The following is an 18,548-nucleotide window of genomic DNA, read 5'->3' as shown; positions in this document are numbered from 1 at the left end:
CCTCAGACCTTGGCGGACCGGCTCCGGACCCAGGTGTAGAGGGCGAAGGTCAGGACCGCGAACACGGCGATACCCGACAGCATCGCCGGCCAGGTCGAGCCCTCGGGCAGCATGGCGAAGGGCGCGTCATCGCCGGTGGAGACGATGACCCCGGCGGTCATGACCAGGAACAGGCTCTCGCCCACGATCAGGCCGGAGGCCAGCAGCACACCCATCCGGCGGCCGACGTCGGCGAAGCGCGTCGTCTTGATCGCCCGGTCGTAGAACCAGCCTGCCACAGCGCCGATCACCAGCATCGTGGTGACGGCGGCCGGCAGATAGAAGCCGATCCCGACGGCCAGCGGCGGCAGCTTCACCTTGCCCTTGGTCGTGGCGTTCAGGACCGCGTCCACGATGATGATGACCACGCCGATACAGGCTCCGAGGCCGATCAGGTCCCAGCGCAGATCGCCGCCGATGACGCCCCGCGCGAGGGCCGAGATCAGCGTCGCCTGCGGGGCCGCCAGCGGCTCGTCGGCGATCCCGGGCGGGCCTCCGGCAAAGCCGAAGGCCTTGTTCAGAAGGTTCAGGATCAGGGGGATCACCAGAGCCCCCGCGCCGACACCCACGATCAGGGCCGTCTGCTGACGCCACGGCGTCGCCTCGACCAGCTGGCCGGTCTTGAGGTCCTGCAGGTTGTCATTGGCGATCACGGCCACGGCGAAGACGACGGCCGTCACGATCAGGGCGAAGGCGACCACAGAAGGATCCGCGGGCACACCGGCGAGGGCCAGGACCCCCAGCATCAGCACCGAGGCGATGACCACGGCCAGAATGCCCACGCCCGAGACCGGGCTGTTGGACGAACCGATCAGCCCGGCCATATAGCCGCAGATGGCGGCCACGGCGAAACCGATGACCACCACATAGACCAGCCCGCCCGCGACCAGCAGGCCGGTCGAGCTGGCCAGGGTCGGATTGCCCTGGGCGAACCAGGCCAGGATGCCGGCGATCCCGATCAGGCAGACGACCGACAGGCCGGCCACGATGGTCATGGGGATGTCCTGTTCCGTCCGGTCCAGGACCTGCCCGGCGTTGCGCTGACGGTTCGCCGCCAGGGCCGAGGTCAGGCCGCCGATCAGGGGCCCGGCGAGCTTGATCAGGGTCCAGATGGCGGCGACGCCGATGACGCCCGCCCCCATGAACCGGACCTCGCGGGCCCAGACGGTGGAGGCCAGTTCCTCGGCCCCGACACCGGCGGGCAGGGTGGTGGCGATGGAGGGGATGCCGTTGGCGGTCAGCCAGGCGATGGTGTCCGGGCTGGTCAGGATCGGCACGGCGATACCCCAGGCCAGCAGCAGGCCGAAGGCCTGGGCGAGACCCACACTGAGACCGATCAGGTGGCCGGCGCCCAAGAGGGCGAACTGCATGCCGAAGCCGAGGCCCGTTGCCCCGCCACCCAGCGATGCGGGCAGTTTGATGAACCGGGCCGCCTCTCCGGCGAAGACCCGGCCGGCGACCAGCAGGGCGTAGCCCGCCGACACGATCGCGCCCGTGACCACGACCCACAGGCCGGAAGCGTTTTCCCGCACCGCGCTTTCGGTCTGTTCGGCCCCGCGCGAACCGACGGTCAGCACCTCGGCGGCGGCGACGCCTTCCGGGTAGGGCAGGCCGGCCTCGACGACGAGGGCGCGACGCAGGGGGATGGAGAAGGTCACGCCCAGGACGCCGCCGAAGACGCAGATCAGCACCGATTCCCAGAACGGAAACTCAAGCCACCAGCCGACCATGACCAGGCCGGGCAGGACGAAGATGATCGAGCTCATGGCCCCGCCGACCGAGGCCACGGTCTGGACCGTCATGTTCTCCCAGATCGTCGAGGTCTTGAACATCCGCAGGATGGCCATGGAGATGACGGCCGCCGGGATCGCGGAGGCGAAGGTCAGACCCACTTTCAGGCCCAGATAGGTGTTGGCGGCCGTGAAGATCACGGCCAGCACACAGCCCAGCAGCACGGCCCGGACGGTCAGCTCGACCCGTTTGGCGGGGGCGGCGGCAGCGGTGGTCTGGGTCATTCAGGGATCCTCGGCGATCGGTCGCGCGACCTAATCGACAAAACCCCCTTTCGGCAACGCTCCTCTTCGAGCGGTCGAGCTCCTCAGGCGGCCTGCAGGCCGCGCGCCCGTTGCCGGAGCGCCCGCCGGGCCCGACGCGCCTCGACCGGGCAGGCCAGCATCAGCCGGTGCAGCACCGCCAGCACCAGACCGGTGATGGCCCAGGACAGCAGGGTGTCGGACAGGAAATGCCCGCCGAACGCCATCCGGTTGACCGACAGGGCCGCGCCATAGGTCAGGGCGGCCGGCACCGTCCAGCGCCGCCACTCCGGCGGTGTCATCAGCCAGACGGCCGCCACCATCCAGGCCGCCGACGAGGCCTCGCCCGACACGAAGGAGCAGTTGCGGGCGCAGCCGTCGCTGATCGTCCAGGCGGGGGTGAAGGCCGCTTCGCCGCCGAACAGGTCGACCTGGACCGGACGGGGGCGGCCCCAGGCGGACTTCAGCAGGCCATTGACGATCAGGCCCGGTCCGATGGCCAGGCCGGCCAGCAGGACGACCGCGCGGCGGCTGTAGTGCCGGAACCGGACGGCCTTTGTCCTCAGGCCGACGGCGACCTCGCCCAGCAGTCCCAGCGCGATTATCATCAGCGCATAGGTGGAGGACTGGCGCAGGGCCTTCAGCACCACATCGCCGGACAGGGGGAAGCCGGAGCCGGGAGAATAGAACAGCCGGGTCACGGCCAGATCGACGCCGGGCAGCATCACGAAATAGACGGACAGGGCCAACAGGGCGACGGCGGCCACCGTCACCGGTTCGCCGAGGCGCAGCCCGGCCGCCAGGGACAGGCGGACCCGCGTGGCCTCGCGCCGGATACCGTGCAGGCTGACCCGCGGCCGGGGCCGTTGGCGTGTGTCGTCTGCCGTGATGTGCGCCATCGAATCCCCCGATACGAAGCTGAGCCCAAGCCCTGCCCCTTTCCTGCGGCGGATGCATCACGAAAAGATAGGTGTTCGGTGGCGATCGCGTGGCGTTTCGGTTCAGAACGCTCCGTCCACGGTTGATCGCGCCGGTCCGGTCGGTGGAGGGTGCCCCTTCACCCGGCGTGCGCCGTCGGCTAGACCGCGCCATGCCCGAGCTTCCCGAGGTCGAGACGGTCCGCAGGGGCCTTGAGCCCGTCCTGGTCGGCGCAGCGCTCACCCATGTGCGACAGAACCGTCCGGACCTGCGATTCCCCTTCCCCGAGCGCTTCGTGGAGCGTCTCTCCGGCGCGGTGGTCGAGCGGATCGACCGCCGGGCGAAATATCTGCTGACGGCCCTGTCGACCGGCGAGACCTGGGTGACCCATCTGGGCATGACCGGCCGGTTCACCGTCGACGGCGAACAGCTGGGCGAATTCGAGGAACCGGCCCCCATCAGCGGCAAGCACGAGCACATGAGCCTGTGCGCGCTGCGCGACGGCGCCGCGACCCGGATCGGCTTCGCCGACGCCCGTCGGTTCGGCTTCATGGGGCTGATGGCGACCGAGGCGGTCGACAGCCATCCGTGGTTCGCCGGCCTGGGCCCCGAGCCGCTGGGCAACGGCTTCTCCGGCGCGCATCTGGCCGAGGCGTTCGACGGCAAGAAACAGAACATCAAGGTCAGCCTGCTGGATCAGCGGACCGTTGCGGGCCTTGGCAACATCTACGTCTGCGAGGCCCTGTATCGCGCCCGCATTTCGCCCCGGATCGCGGCGGGCAAGGTGTCCCGACCGCGGCTGGAGCGGCTGGCCGTCGTGGTGCGCGAGGTTCTGAACGATGCGATCGCGGCGGGCGGCTCGACCCTGCGCGATTTCGCCAATGCCGACGGCGGCCACGGCTATTTCCAGCACCGGTTCGACGTCTATGGCCGCGAGGGCCAGCCCTGCCTCGGTGAGGACTGCAGCGGCGTCGTCCGGCGCATCGTCCAGGGCGGGCGCTCGACCTTCTACTGTCCCGGCTGCCAGAGGCGGTGATGGACCACCGCATCATCCTGTTCCGCGCCATGAACACCGGCGGCGTGCGCGCCCCGGTGACCGAGCAGCGCGCGATGGCCGGGGCGATGGGGCTGAACAACCCGCGCACCCTCCTGGCCAGCGGCAATCTGGTGGTCGAGAGCGACCGGGACCCGGCCGGACTGGAAGCCGCGATCGAGGCGGAAACCGAGGTCCGGTTCGGCCGCCGGATCGAAACCCTGGTCCGCACCCCCGCCCAATGGGCGGCGATGATGGCCGCCAATCCCTTTGTCGAAGGGGCGGCATCGGATCCGACCCGGCTGCTCGTCATGGTGATGAAGGGCGAGATCCGGCCCGGCGCGGTCGAGGCGCTCCGTGCCTTCGCCACCGGCGACGAGGGCGTCGAGGCGGTCGGCGGAAACCTGTTCTTCTGGCATCCGCACGGCATCGGGTCGTCGAAGATGGCCGAGAAGGCCCAGCCCCGGCTGATCGGCACCGGCACGGGGCGCAACTGGAACACGGTGCTCAAGCTGGCGGCCATGGTGGGCCTGTGACGACGCGGGCTTGATCCCCGGACTTGAAACCATGCCCCGGCTCGCGCGATGCTGGTGGCCACAGCCTCCCAGGAACGACCGACATGATCGAGATGGTGATCGACGCGCGCAAGAAGGACCTGGGCGGGTTCGAGGTCGGGCGCATCCTGCCCTTCCATTCGCGCCGGATGGTGGGACCATTCATCTTCCTCGATCAGATGGGCCCGGCCGAGTTCGCGCCGGGGTCCGAGGCGATCAACGTTCGCCCCCACCCCCACATCGGCCTGTCGACCCTGACCTATCTGTTCGAGGGCGAGATCATGCACCACGACAGCCTGGGCTATAATCAGGCGATCCGGCCGGGCGAGGTCAACTGGATGACGGCGGGCAAGGGCATCGTCCATTCCGAGCGCACCGACCCGCTGAAGAAGGCGCAGGGCGGCCCCATGAACGGCATGCAGGCCTGGATCGCCCTGCCGAACGAGGCCGAGGAGATGGACCCCGGCTTCCAGCATTACGGCGAGGACTCGCTGCCCGCTTATGAGAACGGCGGCCTGTTCGCGCGCCTCGTGGCGGGCGAGGCCTACGGGGCCGTGGCCAATGTGAAGACGTCGTCGCCCCTGTTCTACGTCCACTGGGAGATGCAGCCGGGCGTGCGCACGACGCCGCCGGCGGGCAAGGGATCCGGCGGCATGTCGGAGCGGGCGCTGTATGTGGCCAAGGGCTCGATCGAGGTCGGCGACCGCACCTTCCACGAGGGCCAGATGATCGTGCTGGAGCCCCATGCCGAACCGACGGTGAAATCCCTGACCCAGGCCACCGTCATGGCCCTCGGCGGCGAGCCGGTCGGCGAACGCATCATCTGGTGGAATTTCGTCTCGTCGTCCCAGGCCCGGCTGGATCAGGCCAAGGCCGACTGGCAGGCCGGACGGATGAAACTGCCCGATGAGGACGATCTGGAGTTCATCCCCCTGCCCGAGGACTCGGCCGTCACGACCCGCTCCGAGCCGATCCAGCCGCCGCCGACGCACCCGGTCTAGGGCTCAGGGCGCGGTCACCTTCACCACCCAGTCCGTCACCGTCGCCAGCGCAGCCGGCGACACCGTCTCCTCGATCGTCCCGTATTCGCCGGGCAGGCCGGTGGTCGCGGTCTGCATCAGGTGGTTCAGCCCGGGCAGGATGACGATCTCGGCCGCGGGCTGCAGCCGCCGCAGCGCTCCGGCGTCGAGGTCGGCCGGCACCTGCAGGTCCTTCTCGCCGTACACCGCCAGCAGCGGCACCGTCAGGGCGGACAGCGCCGGGCCGGGGTCGTAGGCGACGAAAGACCGGTACCAGCCCGAGGCGATGGCGGCGGTGCTGCCGCGTGCCTGTTCCGTCGGTATGCCGGCCTCGACCAGCACGGCCTGGGCGGCCGCGGCCGCGGCGGGGCCGTCGTCCTTGTTGGCCAGCACGGCGGCCATGATCCGGCTTTGCAGCTGTCGCAGCTCAACGACCTGCGCCGGTGTTTGACCCGAAGCGGTGGCGATGCGGACGGCCTGTTCGATGATGATCTCGGCGCCCGGCATGGCCGGTCCGGCCAGCAGGACCACGAACGCGGCCGGTGCGCCGTTCCGGACCGCCAGCGGCGCGGTGGCACCGCCCTCGCTGTGGCCCATCAGGCCGATACGGGCGGGATCGATCTCGGGCCGGGTGCGCAGGAAGGCGATGGCGGCCTGGGCGTCCGTGGCGAAGTCGCCGGTGGTCTCGTTCGGCCCGCCGCCGCCCGACCCGCCGACCCCCCGGTCGTCATAGCGCAGCACCGCAATCCCGCGCCGTGTCAGGGCGTCGGCCCAGACGGCGAAGGGCTTGTGGTCGAGGATCGTCTCGTCCCGGTCCTGGGCGCCCGACCCGGTCAGCAGGACCACCGCCGGGAATGGCCCCGTCCCCTCGGGCAGGGTCAGGGTGCCCGCCAGAGCGATGCCCGCGCCGTCGTTCCGGAACGTCACGGCCTCGGCGGCATAGGGGAAGGGCGGTCGGGGCGTCTGGGGCCGGTTCGGACCGGCCGGCTCCGCGGTCGCGGCGGCTCGCGTCAGGATCAGCGGCAGCGACCCCGCCCCTTGCGTCCACACCCCCGTCCAGGTCCCGCCGTCGGCCGAGACCGCGCCCTCGAACCCGCCCCGCGCCGCCGGGACCGTGAACCGGACCGTGCCGCCGCTCCGGGTCAGCCCGGCGACCGGCAGGCCGCGCACGTTCTGGGCCGGGCTGTCCATGACCGTCACCAGACCGCCGGGCCCCGGCTCGACCCGGATCACGATCGGCAGGGCCGTGCCGCCGACGGTCAGGGCCCCCTCCCACCGTCCGGCCAGATCGGTCTGGGCCGCCTCGGCCTGAACCATTTCCATCGCCACGATCATCGCTGGGCCCCTGACAGGTTGCAGCGTCAGAGTGCGCCGGTTGCCGGACGCTCGCCAGTGCAATCGGAGGCGACGGACCCCGATTGCGGCGGGTGTGGTGCCGGTGCACGGTGGGGCGCCAACCGGAGCGCCGCCCATGCAGACCCGCATCCTCGAGACCGACGGCCTGACCCAGCAGGTGCTGGAGGACGGCCCCGAAGGCGGCCCCCTGGTCCTGCTGATCCACGGCTTCCCGGAACTGGGGATCAGCTGGCGGGCCCAGGTCAAGGCGCTGGGCGAGGCCGGCTACCGCGCCGTCGCGCCCGATATGCGGGGCTATGGCGGGACCGACCGGCCGGAGCGCACCGAGGACCATTCGATCCTGCATCTGGTCGGGGACATGGTCGATCTGGTCCGGGCGCTGGGGCGGAGCGACTGCACCGTCGTCGGTCACGACTGGGGCGCGCCGGTGGCCTGGCACTGCGCCCTGATGCGACCGGACCTGTTCACGGCGGTGGCGGGCCTGTCGGTGCCGTTCCAGCCGCGCCGCGCGGGCGGTCCGCCCACCCCGGCCATGGCCGCCCTGGCGAAACGGGCCGGCAAGGGCGAGCTCTACATGAACCAGTTCCAGGCCCCCGACGCCCATCGGATCTTCGAGACCGATGTGGCGACGGCGCTCAGGAAGGGCTTCTACAGCTACGACGGCGCGACGCCCGACGGCCGGCAATCCACCGGCTTCATCGCCCCCGGCCACGACTTCCTGTCCGAGGTGCCCGACGACGCCACCCTGCCGCCGTGGATGAGCCCGCCGCATTTCGCCGAATATGTCTCGGCCTTCGGCGCGGGCGGCTTCAAGGGACCGATCGACTGGTACCGCTGTCTGGACCTCAACTGGTCCCTCACCGCCTTCCTGCAGGGCCAGAAGATCCGCCAGCCGTCGATGTTCATGGTCGGGGAGCGCGATCCGGTCCGCCACTACGCCGGTCAGCACGAGGCGCGGCTCAAGGACTGGCTGACCGACCTGCGCGGCCAGACCGTGCTGCCGGGCGCGGGCCACTGGCTGCAGCAGGAACGGCCCGACGCGGTCAATGCGGCGCTGATCGGGTTCCTGAAATCCCTCTGACCCCGCTTGGCACCCGGGCGGCGGCTCGTGCATTGTCGTTGGCATGACCCGCATGACCAGCTTCTCCGACGGCACCTCGGTGCCCATCCTCGGCCAGGGCACCTGGATGATCGGCGACGATCCGAAGACGCGCGACGCCGAGCAGGCGGCGCTGGCGCGGGGGATCGACCTGGGCCTGACCCTGATCGACACGGCCGAACTGTATGGCGACGGCCGCTCCGAGCGGCTGGTGGGCGAGGTCATCGCCGGCCGGCGCGACGAGGTCTTCCTGGTGTCCAAGATCAAGCCCGAGAACGCGGGCGAGATGACCATGATGCTCCACTGCGAGAAGTCGCTGGAACGGCTGGGGGTCGAGCGCCTCGACCTCTATCTGCTGCACTGGTCGAGCCGCCATCCGCTCGAGGAGATCGTCGCCGGCTTCGAGGAACTGATCGACGAGGGCATGATCGCCCGCTGGGGCGTCTCCAACCTCGACCTCAAGACCATGAACCGGCTGGAGGCGATCGACGGCGGCGACCTGTGCTCGGCCAACCAGGTCCTCTACCACCTCGGCTCGCGCGGGATCGAGTTCGACCTTCTGCCCTGGTCGCAGGAGCGGATCATGCCGCTGATGGCCTATTCGCCGCTGGGGCGCGGCGACATCCTCAACCACCCGGCGCTCCAGGCCGTCGCGGACCGCCACGACGCCACCCCCGCCCAGATCGCCCTGGCCGCCGTCCTGCGTCAGGAGGGGGTCATCGCCATCCCGAAAGCCTCCACGGTCGACCACGTCGAGGCCAATGCCGCCGCGCTCGAGATCGAGCTGGACGCCGAGGACATCGCGGTGCTCGACCGCGCCTTCCCGCCGCCCACCACCAGCCAGCCGCTGGATATCATCTGACGGCCGAAGGCCAATCGTCCGACCGGGTCGACGGGATCGAAAGGTTCATCACGGCGACCACAACGAAAGAGGCACGGCGATCACGACGAGAGGGCGGCCGCTGACCCATCGCGGTTCCCGTCGTGATCGCTGTGATCCCGCTGTGCTCGCTGTGATGAAACCCCTTGCGCTGACGCGCGAAGTCTAGACGTCCACCGCCGCATCCAGCGCATTGTCCTGGATGAACTCGCGGCGCGGTTCGACGACGTCGCCCATCAGCTTGGCGAACAGGTCGTCGGCGTCGTCGGCGTGGTCGACCTGGACCCGCAGCAGGGTGCGGGCGTTGGCGTCCAGCGTGGTCTCCCACAGCTGTTCGGGGTTCATCTCGCCCAGACCTTTGTAGCGCTGGATGGCGAGGCCCTTCTTGCCCTGGTCCAGCACCGCGTTCAGCAGGTCGATCGGACCCCGAATGGTGATCGACCTGTCCTTGCGCCGATAGGTGGCGGGCGCGTCGAACAGGCCCTCGAAGGCCGCGGCGCGCTCGGCCAGTCGGCGGCCGTCCAGCGAGCGGATCAGCGCCTCTTCCAGCACGATCGTCTCCTGCACCGCGCGGCGGCTTCGCCCGAACACGATGGCGCCCTGTTCGCCGGGCGAGCCCGACCACACCCCGTCGCCTTCTTCGGCGTACAGGTTCAGGCGTTCGGCGGAGGCGGCGGAGGCCCCCACCGGATCGGCGTTCTCCGCGAACAGCCCGGCCAGGGCCCCCTGTTCGATGGCGAAGGCCGGGGCACGCTGGCTCAGCCGGTCGACCTGGGCCTTGAACGCCTTGGCGTCGCGGACCAGGGCCTGCAGGTCGTGGCCCGTGCGGCGTTCGCCCGTGGCCATGTCCAGCTCGGCGTCCGACGAGCCCTCCTCGATCAGATAGGAGTCCATCTCGGACTGGTCCTTCAGGTAGCGAGACTGCTTGCCCTTGGAGACCTTGTAGAGCGGCGGCTGGGCGATGAAGACGTGGCCGCGCTCGATCAGCTCGGGCATCTGGCGATAGAAGAAGGTCAGCAGCAGGGTCCGGATGTGGGCGCCGTCGACGTCGGCGTCGGCCATCAGGATGATCTTGTGATAGCGCAGCTTGTCGGCGTTGAAGTCGTCGCGGCCGATGCCGGTGCCGAGTGCCAGGATGAGCGTGCCGATCAGCTCGGACGACAGCATCCGGTCGAACCGGGCCCGCTCGACGTTCAGGATCTTGCCCCGCAGCGGCAGGACCGCCTGGTTCTCGCGGTTGCGCGCCTGTTTGGCCGAGCCGCCGGCGGAATCACCCTCCACGATGAACAGTTCGGACTTGGCCGGGTCGCGTTCCTGGCAGTCGGCCAGCTTGCCGGGCAGGGAGCTGATATCCAGCGCCGACTTGCGCCGGGTCAGGTCACGGGCCTTGCGCGCCGCTTCACGGGCGGAGGCCGCCTCGATGATCTTGGCGACGACCGCCTTGGCCTCGACCGGATGTTCCTCGAACCACTGGTTCAGGCCGTCGGTGCACAGCCCCTCGACCGCCGGGCGGACCTCGGAGGAGACCAGCTTGTCCTTGGTCTGGCTGCTGAATTTGGGGTCCGGCACCTTGACCGACAGCACGCAGGTCAGGCCCTCGCGCGCGTCCTCGCCGGTCGGGGCGACCTTCTCCTTCTTCAGGGCACCGGAGGATTCCATATAGGCCCCCATGACCTTGGTCAGACTGGTGCGGAAGGCCGACAGGTGGGTGCCGCCGTCGCGCTGGGGGATGTTGTTGGTGAAGCACAACATGGTCTCGTGGTAGGAATCGTTCCACCACAGGGCCAGGTCGATCTCGATGTTGTCGCGCTTGCCGCGAATGACGATGACGTCCTTCAGGATCGGCGTCTTGGACTTGTCCAGGTGGCGCACGAAGGCCTCGACGCCGCCCTCGTAGTGCAGGATCTCCTCGAACGGCTCGACGCCGCGATGGTCCTGCAGCTTGATGACCACGCCCGAGTTCAGGAAGGCCAGTTCGCGCAGGCGGTGTTCCAGCGTCTTCAGGTCGAAGTCGATGTGGGCGAAGGTCGTGACCGACGGATAGAAGGTCACCTGGGTGCCCGACAGGACCTTGCCGTTTTCGCGCATCGGGGCCTCGCCCGTGACCCGCAGGCTCTCGACCGTGTCGCCCCGCTCGAACTTCATCTCGTGGCGCTGGCCGTTCCGGAAGATCACCAGCTTCAGCCAGTCGGACAGGGCGTTGACGACGGAGACGCCCACGCCGTGGAGGCCGCCCGAGACCTTGTAGGAATTCTGGTCGAATTTTCCGCCCGCGTGCAGCTGGGTCATGATGACCTCGGCGGCGGACACGCCTTCCTCGGCGTGGATGTCGACCGGGATGCCGCGTCCGTTGTCGGTCACGGTGACCGAGCCGTCGGCGTTCAGGATCACCTCGACCAGATCGGCGTGGCCGGCCAGGGCCTCGTCGATGGCGTTGTCGACCACCTCATAGACCATGTGGTGCAGGCCCGAGCCGTCGTCGGTGTCGCCGATATACATGCCGGGGCGTTTGCGCACCGCGTCCAGGCCCTTGAGAACCTTGATGGATTCCGCGCCGTAGGCGGCTTCCTCGGCATTGTCGGCGGTACGTTCGTGGATCGGTTCGTCGGTCATTCGGTCGTCCGGAGACGCGGGTCTGTCGGGCTGCGCCGCGCGCCACCCGACCCGCTGAAAAAGGTCGTGCCCGGACGCGACGATTCACCCCGTCCGGATGTGACGTTTATATAGGAATTTCCGCGCCGAAAGCGAGCGAACAAGCGCAGCCGAACGGGTTGCGAATAGACCGACCAGCCCCATATGTTGGGCTCACCCATCGAAAGACCCACCACCGACGCCCGAGCCTGATCGGCCGAGGTGGGATCGCTTCGCGATTCCGCCGACGCCGTGAATCAGGCTCCTTCTGACCCCGAGCGCCGATGCCGCATGCCGACAGCCTGATTTCCACCCTCGTCGCCGGCTTCGTGCTGGCCTTCGTGTTCGGGATGATCGCCAACCGGCTGAAGCTGTCGCCGCTCGTGGGCTACCTCGTCGCCGGGGTCGTGGTCGGCCCCTACACCATAGGTTTCGTCGCTGACACGACGCTCGCGCCCCAACTGGCCGAGATCGGCGTGATCCTGCTGATGTTCGGGGTCGGTCTGCATTTCTCGCCCGCCGACCTGATGAAGGTCAGGAAGGTCGCCATCCCCGGGGCCCTCGTCCAGATCGCTTCGGCGACGCTGCTGGGCTGGCTGCTCGGGCGGTTCCTGCTGGGTCTCGGCGACGTCGAGGCGCTGCTGATGGGCTTCGCCCTGTCGGTCGCCTCCACGGTCGTCCTGATGCGGGCGCTGGAGGAGCGGCACCAGAACAAGGGCGAGGTCGGACGCATCGCCGTCGGCTGGCTGATCGTCGAGGATCTGGTGATCGTCATCGCCCTGGTCATGCTGCCCATGATCGTGCTTCCGGCCGGGACCGCGGTCGATCCGTCCGCCCTGGCCCTGAACGTCGGCTGGACCCTGCTCAAGGTCGTGGGCTTCGTCCTGGCCATGCTGTTCGTCGGCGGGCGCGTCCTGCCCTGGCTCCTGGTGCGGATCGCCCACACGCGGTCGCGCGAGCTCTTCACCCTGGGCGTCCTGGCCATCGCGCTCGGCATCGCCTGGATCGCCTACTACCTGTTCCACTCCTTCGCGCTCGGGGCCTTCCTGGCCGGGCTGGTTCTGAACGGCACGCCGCTGGGTCACAATGCGGCGGAGCGGTCGCTGCCGCTGCGCGACGCCTTCGCCGTCCTCTTCTTCGTGTCGGTGGGCATGCTGTTCGACCCGACCATCCTGTGGCGCGAACCCCTCTCGGTGCTGGGCGTGCTGGGCATCGTCATCGTCGGCAAGACGATCGCGGCCCTGGCCATCACCCATATGTTCAAGCTGGATCGTGCCACCGGCCTGACGGTCGGGGCCAGCCTGGCCCAGGTGGGGGAGTTCTCCTTCATCCTGGCGGCGCTCAGCATGTCGCTGGGGGCCATGAGCCAGCAGACCCACGATCTGGTGCTGGCCGCCGCCCTGCTGTCGATCTCGCTGAACCCGTTCGTGTTCGCCTTCATGGACCGGATCGGCGGCAAGCTGCCCGGCGCCCGCATCGAGGGCGAGGCCAATCCGGCGACGGCCTGACCTCCGGGACGCGACTTAGGAATAAATTCGGCTTCGCCTGTTGCGGTTCACCGATCGGCCTCCCACCTGAGATGCGGATCTTTGACACGTTGAACCGCGAAGGGGCCGCCACCCAGGATTTCGCATAATCTGGCACGTCGGCCGGGTCGCCGAGCTTCATGCCGCTGTTTTACCGAAGGTTTATGTTGGCACCTGGCAGGCTGGCAGGCGAATTTCGCCGTGGCACCCGCCCCGTCCTCAGCCTGACGTCAGCGCCCCGCCCTCGACCCGGACGAAGGCCGCCCGGCCCCGAAGTGGTTCGAACAGGTCGGCCTCGGTGCCGGTCATGAAGGCCTGCAGGTCCAGGGCCACGATCTCGTCGAACAGGGCCGCACGGCGACCGGCGTCCAGATGGGCCGGCGCCTCGTCCAGCAGCAGCACGGGCGGGGCGGGCGTGGGCCCGCCCGTCGCCTTCAGCCGCCCGATCTGGGCCAGGATCAGGTTCAGGACCAGCGCCTTCTGTTCGCCCGAAGACCCCTCGGCGGCCGGGCGGTTCTTCTCGCGATGGAGCGCGGTCAGGTCGGTGCGGTGCGGCCCGAACAGGGACCGGCCGGCGGCGCCGTCCCGCGCCCGCGACCGGGCCATCCCTTCGCGGATGCCGGCGGCGATAGCCTCGTCATCGGACCCGTTCGCCGCCGCCGTCTCGGCCGCGCCGTCCAGGCCCAGGTCGGCCTGCGGAAAGGGGCGTTCCGCCCGCGCGTCGATCGCGGCCTGCAGCACCCCCAGCGCCCGGGCCCGCGCCGAGGCCGCCCGCGCGCCCGTCTCGCCCAGCCGGACCTCCAGCGCGTCGAGCCACAGGGGATCGGCCTCGCGGCCTTCCGCCCCGTCGACCAGCAGCCGCAGTCGCTCGCGCAGGGCCTTCTCATAGCCCGCCACCGCCGCCGCATGGCCGGGATCGGCGGCGAACACCAGACGGTCGAAGAACTTCAGCCGCTCGGCCCGCGCGTCCGAGAACAGCCGGTCCTGCTCCGGCGTCGCCCACACGGGCCTCAGATAGTCCAGCAGCCGTCCGGGCTGGGCCGTCTCGCCCTCGATCCGGACCATCCGCCGTCCCGCGCCCGCGACCTGCACGCCCGTGCCCAGCCGGACGTCGTCGCCGTCGGGCCCGGCCAGCGTCAGGGCCACGGCCCAGGCCCGCCCCCCGGTCTCGCCGGGCTCCCGGCGGCCCATCTCCTGGGCGGTGGCCGCGCGCAGCCCCTTGCCGGGCGTGAACAGGCTCAGCGCCTCCAGCAGGTTGGTCTTGCCCGCCCCGTTCGGCCCGTGCAGCACCACGGGCCCTGTCTCCACGGACAGGGTGGCGGCGGCATAGGACCGGAAGTCGGTCAGGGTCAGGGCGCGGATCAAGCGCCCGACATAGCCCGCTTCGTCCGGCAGGTCACAGTCTCGGGCGTCCGGCGGGTCAGATTCCGTATGGCAACGCTGGCCCGGGCCCCGGACTAGGGTCGCATTTCGACCGCCGTGGGGGTGGTCGGCGTCATGGGGGCGCGGGCATGAGGACACTCTGGATCGTGGCGGCGGCGATGATCGCCGTCGCTGGCGTCGGCGGGGTCGTGACGCGGGCCGTCGCGATCGCCGGGCGCGGACCGCAGGGGCTGGACGCCTGTCGCAGCGCCGAGACGCGCGCGGGCCTCCGCGACGCCATCCTGACCCGGATCGCGGCCCGGGGCGGCGAGGTGGACGGAGCCTTCGCCTTCTCGCTGGACACGCCGCGTCTGGAAGCCGTCGACTACACCGCCGACCGGACCGTCTGCGGCGGCGTCGCCCGGATGTCGGTGCCCGAACACCGCCGCGCGGCCCTGGACGGGGTCTCCGAACTGTCCGACAGCGTCCGCTTCATGATCGAGCCCTCGCGCACCGGATCGGGCCGTGTGGTGGCCCTGATCGGCGGCGGCGACGTCATGGCCAACTGGCTGGGGGCGCCGCCCGCGCCGCCCGCGCCGCCATCCCCCGAACTGCTGCAGGCCGGCTATGTCGCCGAGGCGGTGGAGGTCGTTGATGCGCCCGCCGACCCCGAACCGGTCGAGGAGGCTCCGCCCGCCCGTCGTCCGGTCGAACGCGCCACCCCGGAGCGAACCCCGACGGCGGCCCGTGCGCCGTCCCCTCCCGTCCCGACGACGCCTTCGACACGACCCGCGCCCCGCCGACCTGTGCCCGCGCCGCCGGTCCGCCGCGCCGACACCCCACCTCCGCCTCCGCCGCCTCCGGCCCGGCCCAGTTTCGACTGCCGCCGCGCCCGCAACAGCGCCGAGCGCACCATCTGCGCCGACCCCGGCCTGGCCGACCTCGATGTCGCGATGGCGCGCCGCTACGCCCGGATGCAGAACAACGTCGACGGCAAGGCGGCCCAGATTCTGCGCGACGAGCAGCGCGAATGGCTCCGCCGCCGCGACGCCTGCGAAACCCGGTCCTGCCTTGCTCTGATGTACGAGACCCGCGCGGCGCGCATGGACCGGATGGGGTGAGGGACTAGACCCTCAGCGGCATCAGCACATACTGGACGCCCGGATCGCCCGGATCGAGCACCAGCGTGGGGCTGGCCGGGTCTGCGAACAGGAAGGTCGCGTTCTCGCCGGTGATCTGGCCGGCGACGTCCAGCAGGTAGCGGGCGTTGAAGCCGATCTCGAACGGGGCTTCGGAATAGCCGATCTCGACCTCCTCCACGCCCTGGCCGGCCTCCATGTTGCGCACCGTCAGGGTCACGCGGTCCAGCTCGAAGGCCAGTTTCACCGACCGGCTCTTCTCGGCCGAGATGGTGGCCACGCGGTCGACGGCCGAGGCGAAGACGGCATTGTCGATGTCGGCCTGTTTGTCGTTCCCCTTGGGAATGACGCGCATGTAGTCGGGGAAGGCGCCGTCGATGACCTTGGACGTCAGCGACGCCTGGCCGAACTCGAAGCGGATCTTTTGCGGGCTGACCGAGATCTCGACCGGGCCCGTGCCGTCGTCCAGCAGGCGGCGGACCTGGTCGATGGTCTTTCTGGGCACGATCACGCCGGGACCGCCGGCGGCGCCTTCGGGCGCGGGCGTCTCGGCCAGGGCCAGGCGGTGGCCGTCGGTCGCCACGGCGCGCAGCAGGGGAATGCCGCCTTCCGCCACCGTGTGCAGGTACAGGCCGTTCAGATAGTAGCGCGTCTCCTCGGTCGAGACCGCGAACCGGGTCTTGTCGATCAGGCGGGCCAGATCGTCCTTCATCAGGGTGAAGCGCGCGCCCGACTGGTCGGTCGACATCACGGGGAAGTCGCCCGCCGGCAGAACCGGCAGATTGAACTTGGAGCGCCCCGCCTGCACCGTCAGCCGCGGATCGTCGCCGTTGTAGGTCAGGGCGACCTCGGCCCCGTCGGGCAGTTTGCGCACGATCTCGTACAGGGTGTGGGCGGGGGCGGTGATCTGGCCCTCGACCTGAACGGTGGCGTCGGCCTCGTCCACGATCTCCATGTCCAGATCGGTGGCGGCGAAGCTCAGCCGATCGCGGCCCGCCGACAGCAGCACATTGGACAGGATCGGAATGGTGTTCCGGCGTTCGACCACGCTCTGCACATGCCCGAGGGCCTTCAGGAGCGCGGATCGTTCGATGGTCAGTTGCATGGTGTCTCGGGCGTCCGGAGCGAAGGCGGAATCATCCCTCGCTGAAACAGTGGCTACGGACACTAAAGGATTGGCGGCGGGGGGCAACGGGGGGTGCGCCTGTCCACAGACTTCTCCCTCCCTGAGGGGAGGGAGAAGGGTCGGCCTAGCCCCGCAGCTTGCGCGTCAGCGCCTCGACGTCCTTGGCGATCTGGTCGTCCAGCGGCATCAGTTCCTCGATCTTGCGCACGCCGTGCAAGACCGTGGTGTGGTCACGCCCGCCGAAGCGGCGACCGATGTCGGGATAGGACCGGGTCGTGTGCTGCTTGCACAGCCACATCGCGATCTGACGCGGGCGGGCGACGGCACGGGTGCGGCGCTCGCTGAGCAGGTCGGCCTGTTTCATGTTGAAATGCTCGGCCACCGTCTTCTGGATCTCGTCCACGGTGATGCGGCGCTCCGGCCCGCCGCGCAGGGCCGAGCCCAGCAGGGTCAGGGCCTCGTCGACGCCCAGCGACGTCAGGCGCGGTCCGGCCGCGGCCGCCAGGGTGTTCACGGCCCCTTCCAGTTCGCGCACCGAGCCCGGCGTGCGGTCGACCAGCTGTTCCAGCACCTCGCGCTGGGCCTCGCCATTGACCACGCCCAGACGGGCGAAGGCGGCGATGCGGTTCTGGGCCACGGCGATCTTCAGCGAGCGGTCGGCGGGCTCGACCGGGCAGGTCAGGCCGGCCGCCAGGTGGCTGCGCAGGCGCGGCTCGACCTCGGTCAGGGCCATCGGCGGACGGTCGGCCGACAGGACGATGCGCTTGCCGTCCTCGATCAGGGCCGTCAGCGTCGACAGCAACTCTTCCTGGGTGGAGGCCTTGCCGCCGACGAACTGGACATCATCCAGCAGCAGCATGTCGGCTGAGCGCAGGCTTTCCTTGAAGGCGGCGGTCGAGCGGTCCTGCATCGCCTTGACGAAGGTCGACAGGAAGCGCTCGGCGGTCAGGTAGACCACCTTGGCGTCGGGACGGAGCCGCTGCGCCTCCCAGGCGATGGCGTTCAGCAGGTGCGTCTTGCCGTAGCCATAGGGGCCGCAGAAGAAGATCGGATTGAAGTGCCCGTCGGCCCAGCTGGCCGTCTGGCGTGCGATGGCCAGGGCGAAGGCGTTGCCTTGGCCCTCGACGAAGCTGTCGAAGGTCAGACGTTCCTGCAGGCCGGCGGCGCGGACCGCGCGGGCACCGTCGGTGACCGGGGCGATCGTCGGTGCCACCGGTGTCTCCAGCCCGACCGACGACAGCGACGGAAGGGCCACGGCCGAGGCCGGGGGCGCGGAGGACACCTCGGCCCGGCAGCGGACGTCCAGACGGCGCGACAGACCGTCCAGGCCCAGCCACAGTTCGTTCAGGCGGCGCAGGGCGTTCTTGCGGACCCAGTCGCGGGCATAGCCGGTCGGCGTGACCAGGATCAGGTTCCCGGCCGCGTCGATCCGGACGGCCGACGGCGCGATATAGGAGCTGAACGGGCCTTCGCCGATTTCAGCACGGAGCCTCACCGAAGCCTCGTTCCAGATACGGTCCGGATCCGTCATGCTCGTCGTCGCCAACCCTGTGCCCCCCATCGCCCGTCACCACCCCAAAACTCGATACATCCCGCAATCGAACGATTGCGGGCCACGCCGGAAGCGCCGGTCTCGGGGACGCGTTCTCCTGCCCCGAAAAGCATGCGCTTTTCAGGCGGGGGCGACCTCGCGGACAGACGTCTCCCGCCGGCTCAGGGGTTCGCCCCCGCTCCGTCTTCATCCGTGTGGGGATGGAAGTGCGTTAGAGCCCAAAACTTACGCCCGGCGGGCCGGGGGTCAACGCTGATTCGAAGCCGATTCGCGAACTAAAT

General features: G+C 69.9%; 14 protein-coding genes. 7 read left to right on the top strand and 7 right to left on the bottom strand.

What is annotated here, in order from left to right; all coding sequences use genetic code 11:
• Positions 1 to 2: 2 nt before the first annotated feature.
• Positions 3 to 2,054 (bottom strand): OPT family oligopeptide transporter, encoded by a 2,052-nt coding sequence (locus BRESU_RS00075; RefSeq protein ID WP_013267434.1) that lies wholly within the window; start codon positions 2,052 to 2,054, stop codon positions 3 to 5.
• An 83-nt stretch (positions 2,055 to 2,137) separates the two neighbouring features.
• Positions 2,138 to 2,971 (bottom strand): phosphatase PAP2 family protein, encoded by an 834-nt coding sequence (locus tag BRESU_RS00070; RefSeq protein WP_013267433.1) that lies wholly within the window; start codon positions 2,969 to 2,971, stop codon positions 2,138 to 2,140.
• 191 nt (positions 2,972 to 3,162) lie between these two features.
• Here BRESU_RS00070 and mutM point away from each other — a divergent pair, with 191 nt between their 5' ends.
• From mutM to BRESU_RS00055, 3 genes are all read left to right on the top strand, one after another.
• Complete coding sequence (gene mutM / locus BRESU_RS00065) at positions 3,163 to 4,026, top strand: bifunctional DNA-formamidopyrimidine glycosylase/DNA-(apurinic or apyrimidinic site) lyase (protein WP_013267432.1); 864 nt, start codon at positions 3,163 to 3,165, stop codon at positions 4,024 to 4,026.
• The gene (locus BRESU_RS00060) at positions 4,026 to 4,559 is read left to right on the top strand and encodes a DUF1697 domain-containing protein (RefSeq protein ID WP_013267431.1); all 534 of its coding nucleotides are present in this window, start codon (positions 4,026 to 4,028) and stop codon (positions 4,557 to 4,559) included. Before mutM ends, BRESU_RS00060 begins: the two co-directional genes overlap by 1 nt.
• An 83-nt stretch (positions 4,560 to 4,642) precedes the next feature.
• Positions 4,643 to 5,578, top strand: a complete 936-nt coding sequence (locus BRESU_RS00055) for a pirin family protein (protein ID WP_013267430.1) — start codon at positions 4,643 to 4,645, stop codon at positions 5,576 to 5,578.
• Between the two features lie 3 nt (positions 5,579 to 5,581).
• Here the strand turns inward: BRESU_RS00055 and BRESU_RS00050 are convergent, their stop codons facing one another.
• On the bottom strand, positions 5,582 to 6,931 hold the full coding sequence (locus tag BRESU_RS00050) for an alpha/beta hydrolase family protein (protein WP_013267429.1): 1,350 nt from the start codon (positions 6,929 to 6,931) through the stop codon (positions 5,582 to 5,584).
• Positions 6,932 to 7,067: 136 nt separating this feature from the next.
• Between BRESU_RS00050 and BRESU_RS00045 the strand changes: the two genes are divergently transcribed.
• Together BRESU_RS00045 and BRESU_RS00040 are read left to right on the top strand one after the other, a co-directional pair.
• On the top strand, positions 7,068 to 8,033 hold the full coding sequence (locus BRESU_RS00045; RefSeq protein WP_013267428.1) for an alpha/beta fold hydrolase: 966 nt from the start codon (positions 7,068 to 7,070) through the stop codon (positions 8,031 to 8,033).
• A 43-nt stretch (positions 8,034 to 8,076) separates the two neighbouring features.
• Entirely contained in the window at positions 8,077 to 8,913 is an 837-nt protein-coding gene (locus BRESU_RS00040) for an aldo/keto reductase (RefSeq protein ID WP_013267427.1), read from the top strand.
• A gap of 183 nt (positions 8,914 to 9,096) precedes the next feature.
• Here the strand turns inward: BRESU_RS00040 and gyrB are convergent, their stop codons facing one another.
• Positions 9,097 to 11,544 (bottom strand): DNA topoisomerase (ATP-hydrolyzing) subunit B, encoded by a 2,448-nt coding sequence (gene gyrB, locus BRESU_RS00035; RefSeq protein ID WP_013267426.1) that lies wholly within the window; start codon positions 11,542 to 11,544, stop codon positions 9,097 to 9,099.
• A 302-nt stretch (positions 11,545 to 11,846) separates the two neighbouring features.
• On the opposite strand from gyrB, the gene BRESU_RS00030 reads away from it, so the two are divergent.
• The gene (locus tag BRESU_RS00030; RefSeq protein WP_013267425.1) at positions 11,847 to 13,070 is read left to right on the top strand and encodes a cation:proton antiporter domain-containing protein; all 1,224 of its coding nucleotides are present in this window, start codon (positions 11,847 to 11,849) and stop codon (positions 13,068 to 13,070) included.
• Positions 13,071 to 13,307: 237 nt separating this feature from the next.
• Here the strand turns inward: BRESU_RS00030 and recF are convergent, their stop codons facing one another.
• Entirely contained in the window at positions 13,308 to 14,453 is a 1,146-nt protein-coding gene (recF, locus tag BRESU_RS00025) for a DNA replication/repair protein RecF (protein ID WP_013267424.1), read from the bottom strand.
• A 146-nt stretch (positions 14,454 to 14,599) separates the two neighbouring features.
• Here recF and BRESU_RS16660 point away from each other — a divergent pair, with 146 nt between their 5' ends.
• Positions 14,600 to 15,571: a lysozyme inhibitor LprI family protein gene (locus BRESU_RS16660; protein ID WP_013267423.1), complete on the top strand. Its 972-nt coding sequence runs from the start codon at positions 14,600 to 14,602 to the stop codon at positions 15,569 to 15,571.
• Positions 15,572 to 15,575: 4 nt separating this feature from the next.
• On the opposite strand, the gene dnaN is transcribed toward BRESU_RS16660, so the two are convergent.
• Both dnaN and dnaA read right to left on the bottom strand, forming a co-directional pair.
• A complete protein-coding gene (gene dnaN, locus BRESU_RS00015; RefSeq protein ID WP_013267422.1) occupies positions 15,576 to 16,694 on the bottom strand; it encodes a DNA polymerase III subunit beta in 1,119 nt (372 codons plus the stop codon).
• A 145-nt stretch (positions 16,695 to 16,839) separates the two neighbouring features.
• Positions 16,840 to 18,276, bottom strand: a complete 1,437-nt coding sequence (dnaA, locus tag BRESU_RS00010) for a chromosomal replication initiator protein DnaA (RefSeq protein ID WP_013267421.1) — start codon at positions 18,274 to 18,276, stop codon at positions 16,840 to 16,842.
• Positions 18,277 to 18,548 lie beyond the last annotated feature (272 nt).

It is taken from the genome of Brevundimonas subvibrioides ATCC 15264 (assembly GCF_000144605.1).
Taxonomy (GTDB): Bacteria; Pseudomonadota; Alphaproteobacteria; order Caulobacterales; family Caulobacteraceae; genus Brevundimonas; species Brevundimonas subvibrioides.
The sequence above is the reverse complement of the archived record's forward strand: the minus strand, read 5'-3'. Positions and strand labels throughout refer to the sequence as shown.